This is a genomic window from Paenibacillus sp. FSL H8-0332, assembly GCF_037963835.1.
Lineage (GTDB): Bacteria > Bacillota > Bacilli > Paenibacillales > Paenibacillaceae > Paenibacillus_AQ > Paenibacillus_AQ rhizoplanae.
In genome coordinates this window covers 6,004,138-6,016,010 of record NZ_CP150145.1, presented here as the reverse complement: position 1 = coordinate 6,016,010, position 11,873 = coordinate 6,004,138, and the positions used below count along the sequence as shown (strand labels likewise).

Annotated in this window: 14 protein-coding genes; 12 read left to right on the top strand and 2 right to left on the bottom strand. The window is 53.4% G+C overall.

The features are described from left to right. Positions 1-81: 81 nt before the first annotated feature. Complete coding sequence (locus tag NST43_RS26005) at positions 82-300, bottom strand: S-layer homology domain-containing protein (RefSeq protein ID WP_339220224.1); 219 nt, start codon at positions 298-300, stop codon at positions 82-84. A 110-nt stretch (positions 301-410) separates the two neighbouring features. Between NST43_RS26005 and NST43_RS26000 the strand changes: the two genes are divergently transcribed. The 10 genes from NST43_RS26000 to NST43_RS25955 all read left to right on the top strand — a co-directional run bounded on the left by NST43_RS26000 (position 411) and on the right by NST43_RS25955 (position 9,831). Then, positions 411-713: a hypothetical protein gene (locus NST43_RS26000; RefSeq protein ID WP_036731138.1), complete on the top strand. Its 303-nt coding sequence runs from the start codon at positions 411-413 to the stop codon at positions 711-713. Between the two features lie 47 nt (positions 714-760). Beyond that, complete coding sequence (locus NST43_RS25995; protein WP_209994096.1) at positions 761-1,438, top strand: PspA/IM30 family protein; 678 nt, start codon at positions 761-763, stop codon at positions 1,436-1,438. 4 nt (positions 1,439-1,442) lie between these two features. Then, a complete protein-coding gene (locus NST43_RS25990; protein WP_209994095.1) occupies positions 1,443-1,922 on the top strand; it encodes a PspC domain-containing protein in 480 nt (159 codons plus the stop codon). 3 nt (positions 1,923-1,925) lie between these two features. Then, positions 1,926-2,633, top strand: coding sequence for a PspA/IM30 family protein (locus NST43_RS25985; protein WP_036700284.1), 708 nt, complete (start codon positions 1,926-1,928; stop codon positions 2,631-2,633). Positions 2,634-2,815: 182 nt separating this feature from the next. Beyond that, positions 2,816-3,463, top strand: coding sequence for a cell wall-active antibiotics response protein LiaF (gene liaF, locus NST43_RS25980; RefSeq protein ID WP_209994094.1), 648 nt, complete (start codon positions 2,816-2,818; stop codon positions 3,461-3,463). A 36-nt stretch (positions 3,464-3,499) separates the two neighbouring features. Then, entirely contained in the window at positions 3,500-4,534 is a 1,035-nt protein-coding gene (locus NST43_RS25975; protein WP_209994093.1) for a sensor histidine kinase, read from the top strand. A gap of 15 nt (positions 4,535-4,549) precedes the next feature. Further along, positions 4,550-5,209 carry a response regulator transcription factor gene (locus tag NST43_RS25970; RefSeq protein ID WP_036700278.1) on the top strand — a complete coding sequence of 220 codons (660 nt, stop codon included), beginning with the start codon at positions 4,550-4,552 and terminating at the stop codon, positions 5,207-5,209. A gap of 146 nt (positions 5,210-5,355) precedes the next feature. After that, a complete protein-coding gene (locus NST43_RS25965) occupies positions 5,356-6,159 on the top strand; it encodes a hypothetical protein (RefSeq protein WP_339220219.1) in 804 nt (267 codons plus the stop codon). A 209-nt stretch (positions 6,160-6,368) separates the two neighbouring features. After that, the gene (gene zwf / locus NST43_RS25960) at positions 6,369-7,919 is read left to right on the top strand and encodes a glucose-6-phosphate dehydrogenase (protein ID WP_209994091.1); all 1,551 of its coding nucleotides are present in this window, start codon (positions 6,369-6,371) and stop codon (positions 7,917-7,919) included. Between the two features lie 325 nt (positions 7,920-8,244). After that, positions 8,245-9,831, top strand: coding sequence for a peptide chain release factor 3 (locus NST43_RS25955; RefSeq protein WP_209994090.1), 1,587 nt, complete (start codon positions 8,245-8,247; stop codon positions 9,829-9,831). 122 nt (positions 9,832-9,953) lie between these two features. Here NST43_RS25955 and NST43_RS25950 read toward each other — a convergent pair whose 3' ends face one another. After that, entirely contained in the window at positions 9,954-10,190 is a 237-nt protein-coding gene (locus NST43_RS25950; RefSeq protein WP_036700271.1) for a small acid-soluble spore protein SspI, read from the bottom strand. 195 nt (positions 10,191-10,385) lie between these two features. On the opposite strand from NST43_RS25950, the gene NST43_RS25945 reads away from it, so the two are divergent. Both NST43_RS25945 and NST43_RS25940 read left to right on the top strand, forming a co-directional pair. After that, on the top strand, positions 10,386-11,045 hold the full coding sequence (locus NST43_RS25945) for a TrkA family potassium uptake protein (RefSeq protein WP_209994089.1): 660 nt from the start codon (positions 10,386-10,388) through the stop codon (positions 11,043-11,045). A gap of 31 nt (positions 11,046-11,076) precedes the next feature. After that, entirely contained in the window at positions 11,077-11,865 is a 789-nt protein-coding gene (locus NST43_RS25940; protein ID WP_339220215.1) for an RNA methyltransferase, read from the top strand. Positions 11,866-11,873: the final 8 nt, after the last annotated feature.

Sequence of the window (11,873 nt, the reverse complement as noted above, 5' to 3'; positions counted from 1 at the left end):
GCCAACCCTGGAATATCCTGCAAGTGGGGCGGGGCAGTCTTGATTCGTCGGACAATAAAAAGGCATCTCTATGGTAGAAATTCACCTTGAACTTCTTGTCCTCAAAGCAGTAAGTGGCGCTTTTGGATTGAAATTTCCGGCAGTATCTCCCTCGGCAAACCCCAGTGTAGCGATCTTCATTACATATTTGTACATCCATGAGCTGTTGCTTACATCGCTGAAGCTGAACTTCTCCGCATCTGCAGGAAGCAGCAATAGATTATATTCAGGATGTATAGCCGCTTCCAGTCCTGCAACCATCCCCGACTAAGGTCCAGTACATAAAACCGTCCACAGTCTGTTTTGAAAGATGCGGGATTGCCCTAGAATAAGGATATAAGAAAGAGAGCAGCGAAAGGCGGTGATAACAAATGCAAAGAAACAAAGGTAACGGACTTGCGATTGCGCTGATTGTAATTGGAGCGGTAATGCTGCTTGGCATTCTGCCTCACTTGATTTCAGGAATCTTCGGTATCCTGTTCCCGGCAGTGCTGGTTGTGCTCGGATACTACGGAATTAAGAGCGGCCGCAAGATTATCGGCTGGGTGGTGCTGTTCATCGGTGTCATGTCTCTGATCTCCAAGCTTTCCTGGATTATCGGTCCGCTGCTGGGTATTGCTCTGGTAGTGTGGGGCATCTCGGTACTGAGGGGCAAACAAAGCAGAACATACTAATACACACAGTCCATACTTATTAAGAAGCAGGGAGGGAGCAGGAAATCATGAGTGTTTTTCGCAGAATGAGGGACATCACCGTAGCCAACTTGAATGAACGCCTGGAACAGAGCCAAGATCCGGTGAAGCTAATTGATCAATTTCTACATTCAACCCGTGAAGAGATCGGGGAGGCCGAGCGGCTGTACCAGCAGTACGCTTCTCATACGAAGCAATTGCAGCAGCAGGTGAATCAGGCCACCGCCATGAGGAACAAACGTGAAGAGCAGGCGCTCCTCGCACTCAAGGCAGGCGAAGATCATCTGGCCAAGCTGGCATTGCAGGAGAAGATTATCCACGAGGAAAAGCTGGAGCAATACAGCGGGCTGCTGGAGACGAGTCAGCAATCACTTTTCGAACTGGAATCCCAGCTGAACGAGCTCAAAATGGAGTATCAGACGGTATACAGCAAACGTCAGTTCTATGCAGCACGGATGGAGTCGCTGCGGCTGCAGCAGCGCATGAATCAAAGAGCCGGCGCTTTTGGCGGCGGAGATGTTCCCAAAATGTTCGGCCGTCTGGAAGACAAGATGTCCGACTGGGAGCTTGAAGCCAAAAGCCTGAGCGACTTGCGCCGGATGGGACAGGAATATGCGGTGCAGGCCGGAGAGACCGTGGCCACCGTACTCGAAAGAGAAATGGCCCGTCTAAAGGAGAAGCTGAACAATGATGGCAGAAAGGAGTAGTAGTATGACCCGATTGTATCGTTCAACAAGAGACAAGGTAATGACAGGGCTGGCAGGCGGATTGTCCGAGACTCTCGGCATTGACTCTACACTGTTCCGGATTCTGCTGGTGATCAGTATTCCATTTAGCGGTGGAGCTACAATCCTCGTATACTTTATCGCAGCAATGGTGATTGCCAAGGAGCCTAACCAGTACAATCCCTTCGGTCCCGGACCCGGTGCGCCGGGTGGCCCGTACGGTGGACCTTACTCCGGCGGACCTGAATATGGCCGCGGACCACAGGCTCCGCACCAAGGACCTCAGGGATATGGTCCCTATGGCGGACAGCCGGGCTACAATCCCGGTTATGACAAGGCAGGCGCTCACGCAGCTCCCGATTCTGGCCTGGATGCCATGATGAAGGATATCGAGAAGAAGGCACTGCAAAAAGAAGTGGAAGAGCTCAAACAAAAACTTGCTAAATACGAGAAGGGAGAAGTGTAAATTATGGGAGTATTCAAACGGATTAAAGATATGACTAAGGCATCGGTAAATGATATGTTGGATAAGGTGGAGGACCCGATTGTGATGCTTAATCAGTATCTGCGCGATATGGAGGCTGAGATTCATGAGGCTGAAGTAACGGTAGCGAAGCAGATGGCTAATGAACGCCGTATGAAACAGCGTGTGGACGAAGCTGCCAAGGTAGCCGGACAACGCGGGGCACAGGCTGAGCTTGCGCTGAAGAACGGGCAGGAGGAAGTTACCCGTAAGCTGCTGGAAGAGAAAATCTACTTCGACCAGAAGTTTACCGAGTATGGCGAGCTTCACGCACAGGCTGAAGTACAGGCCAAGGAACTGGTGCAGCAGCTGCATGATATGAAGGATGAGTTCTACAAGATGCGCAACAAACGCAATGAACTGGTATCCCGCGCTCAGATGGCTAAGGCCAAGAAGCAAATGTCCCAGATCAGCAGCGTACATTCCATTGAAAGCGGAAGTGCCTCCCTTGGCTTCCACCGCATGGAAGAAAAGATCATGCAGCTCGAAGCGGAAGCAGATGTGATGCGCGCTCCGTATAGCCCTTCGGCAACCGCATATGCTAAGCCGGTAGATCCTGAGAAGGAACTGAAAGTGGAAGAGCAGCTTGCCGCACTAAAGAACAAGCTGAACTCAACCCCAGCAGCCCCTCCTTTGAATAAAAAAGAACAATAATCCCTGTTCCTAAAGAACAGCCGGATATGATATGCTGATCAAGGTAAAGCCATACGGTATGGATTCTCCATACCGGTATGGCTTTTGTAGCGGATGCAGTATTCTGAAGGTGTAGCCTTGTGAAACTCAGCTAATGCTTACGAAGTAAGTTTTGCTTCGCAAAACTCTAAGGAGGTGCGTATATGGATAAACGGAACCGTTTGATTGCCATCGGATTGATTGGTGTAGGCTGTTTGATGATATTTGGCAAATGGATCGGCTTCTTTTCCTTTGTCGCACTCCTGTTGCTGCTGCTGGGAATCTACCGGACGACGTCTGGCAAGGTCAAGCAAGGCTATAAGCTTATGGGAGTCGGGGCGGTACTCCTGCTCCTGGACCATTTGCTGCTGGTGCTTGGCATCTGCCTGCTTTCACTGGGGATGTTCTTTGTCAAATCGAAAAGAATGCAGCGTAAGGCCGGGTTTGTGCAGAAGCAAAGCTTTTCTTCCAGATTTGACTGGGACCTCTCGCCCTGGGTGATGCGCAGCCTGAGCGCCTGGCATGTGCTGGGTGAGGTGGATGTGGACCTTTCACTGGCCATGGCGGAAGAGCAGGAGACGATTATGCTGTACCAGGGGATTTTTGGCGATGTGGATATTCTGTTGTCTGAGGATTACGGGGTGGAGATTGAGGCATTCGTGCTGTTCGGCTCGATTGAGTCTGGCAGTAACCGCGATACGGGGATGCTGAACCGGCTGAACTGGAAGTCTCCCAACTATGACAGCTGCGAGCATAAGGTGAAGTTTAACATTTCTTATCTGATGGGGGATCTGGACGTACGCTTCCCTTAAGGGTATGTTAGACGAAGAGAAGGGAGGGCTCCCGGCATGGACAAAAAAAGCAGTAACATGGTAACGCGCAGTATGGGCGAGGGAGCTCTGTTCTCTTTTATCATGCTGCTCGTTATTACATATATTATGTATACATATGGCTTACTACGGCCATTCGAGGATTGGCAGGTTGGCGTAAGGACAGGATTGACGCTAATTCTGCTGCCGATGGCTTTCGGAATCGGATACGGCTTCTATCAGGGCTTCCGCAGCAAGCGTAAGCTGGAATTACTGCGGGCCACCTTGGTCGCCTGGGAGAAAGGCAATCTCACCCCGGCTATGCCGGACCTCGGCAACGATGAACTGGGGCGGCTCGGGGAACAGCTCGGGCGGATCAGCGGCAAGTGGGAGAATCAGGTCAATACGCTGCAGCGCCTCTCCACCAATAATGCGAAGCTTGCCGAGCAGGCTCGGGTCACGGCAATCATTGAGGAGCGGCAGCGGCTGGCACGGGAGCTGCATGATGCGGTATCGCAGCAGCTGTTCGCCATCTCGATGACGGCAACGGCCGTAGGCCGGACGCTGGAGAAGGACTTCGACAAGGCACAGCGGCAAATCACGCTGATCGAGGAGATGTCTGCAGTAGCCCAGTCGGAGATGAGGGCACTGCTGCTGCATCTGAGACCGGTGTACCTGGAAGGCAAGGGGCTGGAGGAAGGTCTGCAGGAGCTGATTAAGGAACTGAAGATCAAGGTTCCGATTGATATTCTGTTCGAGATGGATCAGGGTGTAGAGCTCTTGAAGGGCGTCGAGAATCACTTGTTCCGTATTGTGCAGGAGGCCATCTCGAATACGCTTCGTCATGCCAAAGCGGAGAAGATGGAGATCCGCCTCCACCGCCGGGGCGATACGGTCCGGCTGACGCTGCGCGATGACGGAATCGGCTTCGAGATGGATGACAGCAAGCAGACCTCCTACGGTCTGTCGAATATGCAGGAGCGGATTACAGAGATCGGAGGCTCGATCCAGTTCATCACCGCTCCCGGCAAAGGCTTGCGGATCGACATTACCGTACCGGTAGTCAATGAATAGGGGGCAGGTGTAACAATGGAGATAGAAGAAGATGATGCAATCAAGGTCCTGCTGGTAGACGATCATGAGATGGTCCGGATCGGACTTGCTGCGGTGCTCGGCACCGAGGATGGCATTGAAGTCGTCGGGGAAGCGGGAAGCGGTGAGGAGGGCATCCGTCTGGCCCAGGAGTACACGCCGGATGTGGTGCTGATGGATCTGGTCATGGACGGCATGGATGGAATCGAGACGACTAGACAGCTGCTGAAGCTGTACCCGGACTGTAAGGTGATTGTATTGACCAGTTATTTGGATGATGAGAAAATGTATCCGGTGATTGAAGCGGGAGCCTTCAGTTACCTGCTCAAAACCTCACGGGCCAGCGAAGTCGCAGATGCGATCCGGGCAGCCGCAAGAGGCCAGTCCGTGCTGGAGTCGCAGGTGGCTTCCAAGATGATGAACCGGTTCCGTTCCAATGCAAGAGGAGAGGCACCGGCCTACAAAGAGCTTACTGAACGCGAGATGGAAGTTCTGAAGCTGTTAGCTCAAGGCAAGTCTAACCAAGACATTGCCGATCAATTAATTATTGGGATCAAGACGGTGAAATTCCATGTCACGAATGTCCTTGCCAAGCTGGGGGTTGAAGACCGGACCCAGGCGGCTATTTATGCATATAAGAATGGACTGGCGGAGTAGGCCCGGTCTATGGAAGCCATGGAGCACTTTCAAGCGAATCCGCCCGGATGAACTTGGAAGTGTTTTTGCATGCATTCGTATATCCTTCTCTGAAATTGGATAACCTGTCTAGTAGATTACTAGATCGGTTGAGAGGGAGATGCGAAGTGGGGAATAAAGGGCAGAGTAAGGGGATAATGGTGTTGGTGCTGGCGGGGATATGTGCGCTGATGCTGCTGAGCGGGTTCCGCAGCGCGGAACCCGCACGAAGAAGCGGGGTACAGAGTACTGTTGCTTCTGCCGGTGCCGGAGAACTTCAGGAATCCCTTGCTCTGCTGACCACACTAGGCGGCCAGGCCTCCGCTCCGGGAGCACCGCTCCGGCTCGTATTGAAATGGCAAGGGGAGTACAGCGGCGCAGCGTCTGCTGAGGCTGCCGTACAGAGCCTTGCCACGCGGCTTGGGCTGGGTGAAATGAGCAGCGCAGATGATGAAGGGCACCGGGCCTGGCGTTCTGGTGCGCAGCTCAGTGGAGGTACACAGATCTCCCTATTCTGGAGTGAGCTTGGCGGCGGACGCAGCTACTGTATTGTTACTCTGGAGACGGCGGATCTTCTGAGCTCGCCGGAGCTGCCGGACGCAGCGGCTGACGCCGGACGGGCAATGCTGCAATCGGGCATTGCTGCGGAGTGGAATGCTTCGCTGCAGGCACCTGCGAAGGAGCAGGGCGGAACGCAGGCAGCACTCCTTGCTACGGAGCGGCTACTGGATGCGCAGTTCCCCGGTCTTCAGGCAGAGGAGAGCTACGCCGATGTCTCTACATCCAGTCATTCTTACAGTGTGCCGGGTCTTCAGCGCACAGTCAGCAGCGGTAGCCACAGCCTGGCCCTCCAGCTGGCAGTTCACAAGAACGTCAACGCGGACGAGAACCGGATAACTCTTGGAATGCCATTAATTACAATCGAATACTGAGGTTAAGTGACGTAATATAAGCGTAATCCGGTGAAGGCATAAGAAAGAGTAATGGAAAAGTGCGAAATCCCGAGAAAAACTGTCAGGAATGTGATGGCATCCTCCGTGCAATTATGATAAAATGACATCACGCCTATAGTCGTATGTTGTCTTATACTAGGCGTTGAGAATGAATGTCAACTATATTACATACAGAGAGATGAGGAGCCATGGCTGAAAATCAAACCCTTGATGCACTGCATACACCCGGTGCTGTATTCTTTATCTTCGGGGCAACCGGAGATCTGGCCCGGCGTAAGCTTTTCCCGGCGATTTACAGTTTGTACCGTGAAGGCAAGCTGACCCAAGATTTTGCGGTCATTGGCGTGGCTCGGCGTCCCCGCACCCAGAATGAATTCCGGGAAGATGTGAAGGAATCCATCCGCGAGTTCTGCCGTTATCAGGCAGGAGATGCTGCGGAATGGAACGAGTTCGTAGAGCATTTTGAATACAAGTCACTCGACATCAATAATATTGACGGCTTCCGTGAGCTGAATGAGCAGACGGAGCTGCTGGAAGAGAAGTTCAATATTCCGGGCAACCGCATGTTCTATCTGGCGCTTGCACCTGAGCTGTTCGGCAGCGTATCCTTCAACCTTAAGGCAGGCGGGATGCTGCAGGCCAAAGGCTGGAACCGTCTGGTCATCGAGAAGCCGTTCGGCTATAATCTCGAATCCGCTGAGGAACTGAACGAACAGATCCGCCAGGTCTTCAAGGAAGAGGAGATTTACCGGATTGACCACTACCTGGGCAAGGAAATGGTTCAGAATATTGAAGTGATCCGGTTCGCCAATGCCTTCTTCGAGCCGCTGTGGAACAACAAGCACATCGCCAACATTCAGATTACACTCGGCGAGACAGTGGGTGTGGAAGAGCGCGGCGGGTATTACGACCATGCGGGGGCGCTGCGCGATATGGGCCAGAACCATATTTTGCAGCTGCTGACGATGATCGCTATGGAACCGCCTAGCCGTCTGCTGGCTGAAGATATCCGTGATGAGAAGGTGAAGGTTCTACGTTCGCTGCGTCCTTACGCTACCGCTGATGAAGTCCGCGAGAACGTAGTCCGGGGCCAATACACTCAAGGTCTCTACAAGGGCAAGACGCTTCCGGCTTATCGCCAGGAAGACAAAGTGGACCCGGAATCGAATACAGAGACGTACTTCGCAGCCCGTGTATTCGTGGATAACTTCCGCTGGGCCGGAGTTCCCTTCTATATCCGTACCGGCAAACGCCTGCCTGTGAAGACCACGGAAGTGGTTGTAGAATTCAAAGGAATGCCGACCAATGTCTACTTGGGCCAGAAGCACAAGCTCGAGCCGAACCTGCTCGTCATCCGCGTCAATCCGATGGAAGGCATCTACGTGAAGATCAATGCGAAGAAGCCGGGCTCGGAATCCGAGATTCAGCCGCTGGCTATGGATTTCTGCCAGAGCTGCATGATCGGCATCAACTCGCCGGAGGCTTATGAGCGTCTGCTGCATGATGCTGCACGCGGCGATTCCACCTACTTCACCCGCTGGGATGAAGTATCCTCGGCCTGGTCCTTCGTGGACCGGATTGCCAAGGCTTGGAAGGAAGAGAGCAACGACTTGGCTTCCTATCCTGCGGGCTCCTGGGGTCCGGTTGAAGCCGACCAGCTGCTTGCCGGAGAAGGCTTCCACTGGTGGCCGGTCAACGGCCAGGATGAAGACAATGTGGTCTGGCAGGTTAACCGCTAGATCCTGAATAGAGTACCGATGAAGATCCCCTTGCATATTGCTGCAGGGGGATCTTTTGTACACAATATTACAAGATATTTGACAACAGCCGCTTTTTTGTAGATAATCTCTGCCGGATTTTGCTATACTGAGAAGGATGCTTTCAACATAAAGATTTCTAAGCCTAGCGCTATAGATGATCCTATACATGGTAAACGTTACGTTCAAGAAATAGACGTTGAATTTCTAAGGAAAGGATCTGAATCCATGAATAGCAGTCCGATTTGATTGATCCGGCAATAGAGGCAGAAGCAAGCATGAATTTATAGATGAAGGGATATGTGCAATGAATAAAGCAACGGACCATAAGCTTCAGAGTGAAGTAGACAAACGCAGAACCTTTGCGATTATTTCCCACCCGGATGCGGGTAAAACCACGCTAACAGAGAAACTGCTGCTCTTCGGAGGCGCCATCCGTCTGGCAGGCACAGTCAAAGCCCGTAAGGCAAGCAAGCACGCCACCAGTGACTGGATGGAAATTGAGAAGCAGCGCGGAATCTCGGTAACCTCCTCTGTGATGCAGTTTGATTACCTGGACCACCGGGTGAACATTCTGGATACTCCGGGTCACCAGGATTTCAGTGAGGACACCTACCGTACGCTTACTGCGGCTGACAGTGCGGTCATGCTGATCGACGTAGCCAAGGGTGTAGAAACACAGACAATCAAGCTGTTCCAGGTCTGCGCGAAGCGCGGCATTCCAATCTTCACCTTCATTAATAAGCTGGACCGGGAAGGCCGCAGCCCGTTTGATCTGATGGAGGAGCTGGAGAATGTGCTGGGCATCCGCTCGGTGCCGATGAACTGGCCGATTGGGATGGGCCGTGAGCTGTGCGGCGTCTATGACCGGATGAAGAATCAGGTCGAGCTGTTCCAGGGCGATGACCACTCCGTGATTAAGGTGCAGAAGGTGGAGAGCTACCGCGACCCGATTATCCGTGAGATGGCGGGGGAGTACCTGCATGATCAATTATGCGCCGATTTGGAGCTGCTGGATGTAGCGGGCGATCCTTTTGACTATGAGAAGGTGCTGCGCGGGGAGATTACTCCTGTATTCTTCGGCAGTGCCATCAACAACTTCGGTGTACAGACATTCCTGGATAATTTCCTGGATCTTGCCCCTAAACCTGAACCACGCCGCAGTACAGCTGGCTCTATAGAACCGACGAATGAGAAATTCACCGGCTATGTATTCAAAATCCAGGCGAACATGAATCCTGCACACCGTGACCGTATCGCCTTCCTGCGTATCGTGTCCGGTAAGTTCGAGCGCGGGATGAGTGTGAAGCATGTACGTGCCGGCAAAGACATCAAGCTGTCCCAGCCGCAGCAGTTCCTTGCCCAGGACCGGGATATTGTTGAAGAGGCGTATCCGGGGGATATTATCGGTCTGTTCGATCCGGGTATCTTCCGGATTGGCGACACGCTCAGTCAGGCTGGAGATATGGAGTTCGATGAGCTGCCGACCTTCTCGCCGGAGATTTTCTCCAAAGTCACCATTAAGAATGCACTGAAGTCGAAGCAGTTCCAGAAGGGAATTGACCAGCTGACCGAAGAGGGTATGATCCAGGTGTTCCGTACCGTCAATTTCGACGATATTCTGCTGGGTGTAGTGGGACAGCTGCAGTTCGAGGTGTTCGAGTACCGCATGAAGGGTGAGTATGGCGTGGATGTACAGCTGCAGCGTATGAGCTACCAGTTCGCACGCTGGATCGTGGATGAGAACAAGCCGGATGCCAGCAAGTTCCGGATCAACTCCACTCTGGTTACGGACAAGAAGGGCAATTACGTAGTGCTGTTCGAGAATGAATACGCCATGCGGACCGCGATTGAGAAGAATCCGACCGCTAAGTTCCTGGAGACTGCGCCTTGAAGGGTGTAATAGAAGTAAGCTGAGCAGTTAAGCATATGTATGATTAGGCTATAAAAAACCTCCGCCTCCACCTGTGCAGCAGCACGGTGGGGTGCGGAGGTTTTTGGCGGGATGGGCCTCCTCTAGGAGGTGATGGACCCTGGTGTAAGCTTGTCCAGATGTCTGTGCAGCATAGAGAGAACCCGGTCCTGCTTGGCAGGGTCGAGGTCCTTCCAGATCATCTCAAAGACGACACCCAGTCCGGGAAGCGCGGCTTCCGGCCCGTCTACGGAATTCTCAATGACCTCCCGCAGACCTTCCTCGGACTGGCCGTGCACCTTGTGAATGATGGCCTGGCGCAAATCAAGGGTGACTGGCATAATCGGCCTCCTTAAAGTTTTGTGAGCATCTGCTTCCTGAATCAGCATCGCAAAACTGACTTCGAAAGCAGGGGCTTAGTCAGGTAAGCAGCCTTCTTATAAGGTGCCCTGCGGGAGCGCTGAACATTCAAGTTTATAACGGCTTATGCTATACTGTGTGAGATGTATTATTACGTGCGGGAGGGACAAGGCTTAATGGCAAAAAAACAGTATGCCATCATCGGCATGGGGCGTTTCGGCTCAAGTGTAGCCAAAGCGCTCAGCGGGATGGGTTATGAGGTGCTGGCCATTGATGCGGATGAGCAGCGTACCCAGGAAATCTCCAATATTGTGACGCATGCCGTATCTGCGGACTCCACGGATGAAGAGGCGCTGCGCGCGCTTGGTATCCGTAACTTCGATGTGGTGGTAGTCGCCATCGGTGAGGATATTCAGGCCAGCATTCTGACAACGCTGATCTTGAAGGATCTGGGCGTACCTGCCATTATCGCCAAAGCCAAAAGTGAGCTGCACGGCAAGGTGCTGGGCAAAATCGGAGCAGATAAGGTGATCTATCCGGAGCGGGACATGGGGATGCGGGTGGCGCATCATCTCGCTTCTCCGAACATCCTCGATTATATCGAGCTGTCACCGGAGTACAGCATTCTCGACATGAAGGTCTCGGGACCCATGCTGGGCAAAAACCTGCAGGAGCTTGACATCCGCGCCAAATTTGGCTGCAATGTCATGGCTATCCGCCGGGGCGAGGAAATGAATATCTCCCCCAGAGCGGAGGACCGCCTGACCGATGGTGATGTCCTTGTCATTGTCGGACGGAAGGATAACCTGACGAAGCTGGAAATGGCTTATCAATAGGAATCTGTAAGCAACAGAAAGGTAGGACCCTATGGAAATTATGTCTCCGCAGAACACGCGGGTGAAGGAATGGGCCGGACTGCAGGAGAAGAAGCACCGTGACCGGTCCGGTAAATATATCGTGGAAGGCATTCATCTGGTGCAGGAGGCGCTGCAAGCTGAAGCGGATGTGGAATGCCTGGCCTTTGACCTCGATAAAGGCATGCCGTCTGAGCTGAAGCCGCTGCTTCAGGCCGTACAGGGCATGGAGGTCATCGGCGTGTCAGCAGCGGTGGTAGCCAAGTGCAGCAGCACAGGTACACCGCAACCGGTGTTCGCCATTGTGCGGAAGGAACAGAAGGGGATAGAGGCGATTCTGGCGAAGCCGGACAGCCTGGTTGTGGTCCTGGACGGGGTCCAGGACCCCGGCAATGTAGGCACCATCATCCGCAGCGCGGATGCAGCGGGTGCGGACGGTGTGATCCTCGGTCAGGGCTGCGCTGATCTCTTCAACCCGAAGACCATCCGGTCCACGATGGGCTCGATGTTCCATCTCCCGGTAGTGGAGGGAGAGCTAAGTACCATTCTCCCGCAGGCACGGGAGGGCGGAGCGCTGCTGGTCAGCACCTCGCTGACGGCGGAGGATTCCTGCTACACCCATGATTTTCACGGCAGCCAGTGGCTGCTGATCGGCAGCGAAGGCCAAGGCATCTCGCCCGAGACAGCCCGTCTAGTCGACAAAAGCATCCTCATCCCGATGGCCGGCCGCGCCGAATCGCTGAACGCCGCAATGGCGGCAACGATCCTGCTATTTGAGGGGATGCGGCAGCGGGGGAGATAGTGAATATG

What these genes read in the sequence shown, in the direction of transcription:
- NST43_RS26005 (WP_339220224.1), bottom strand. Translation starts at nt 300, where the DNA reads ATGGTTGCAGGACTGGAAGCGGCTATACATCCTGAATATAATCTATTG.
- NST43_RS26000 (WP_036731138.1), top strand. Translation starts at nt 411, where the DNA reads ATGCAAAGAAACAAAGGTAACGGACTTGCGATTGCGCTGATTGTAATT.
- NST43_RS25995 (WP_209994096.1), top strand. Translation starts at nt 761, where the DNA reads ATGAGTGTTTTTCGCAGAATGAGGGACATCACCGTAGCCAACTTGAAT.
- NST43_RS25990 (WP_209994095.1), top strand. Translation starts at nt 1,443, where the DNA reads ATGACCCGATTGTATCGTTCAACAAGAGACAAGGTAATGACAGGGCTG.
- NST43_RS25985 (WP_036700284.1), top strand. Translation starts at nt 1,926, where the DNA reads ATGGGAGTATTCAAACGGATTAAAGATATGACTAAGGCATCGGTAAAT.
- liaF (WP_209994094.1), top strand. Translation starts at nt 2,816, where the DNA reads ATGGATAAACGGAACCGTTTGATTGCCATCGGATTGATTGGTGTAGGC.
- NST43_RS25975 (WP_209994093.1), top strand. Translation starts at nt 3,500, where the DNA reads ATGGACAAAAAAAGCAGTAACATGGTAACGCGCAGTATGGGCGAGGGA.
- NST43_RS25970 (WP_036700278.1), top strand. Translation starts at nt 4,550, where the DNA reads ATGGAGATAGAAGAAGATGATGCAATCAAGGTCCTGCTGGTAGACGAT.
- zwf (WP_209994091.1), top strand. Translation starts at nt 6,369, where the DNA reads ATGGCTGAAAATCAAACCCTTGATGCACTGCATACACCCGGTGCTGTA.
- NST43_RS25955 (WP_209994090.1), top strand. Translation starts at nt 8,245, where the DNA reads ATGAATAAAGCAACGGACCATAAGCTTCAGAGTGAAGTAGACAAACGC.
- NST43_RS25950 (WP_036700271.1), bottom strand. Translation starts at nt 10,190, where the DNA reads ATGCCAGTCACCCTTGATTTGCGCCAGGCCATCATTCACAAGGTGCAC.
- NST43_RS25945 (WP_209994089.1), top strand. Translation starts at nt 10,386, where the DNA reads ATGGCAAAAAAACAGTATGCCATCATCGGCATGGGGCGTTTCGGCTCA.
- NST43_RS25940 (WP_339220215.1), top strand. Translation starts at nt 11,077, where the DNA reads ATGGAAATTATGTCTCCGCAGAACACGCGGGTGAAGGAATGGGCCGGA.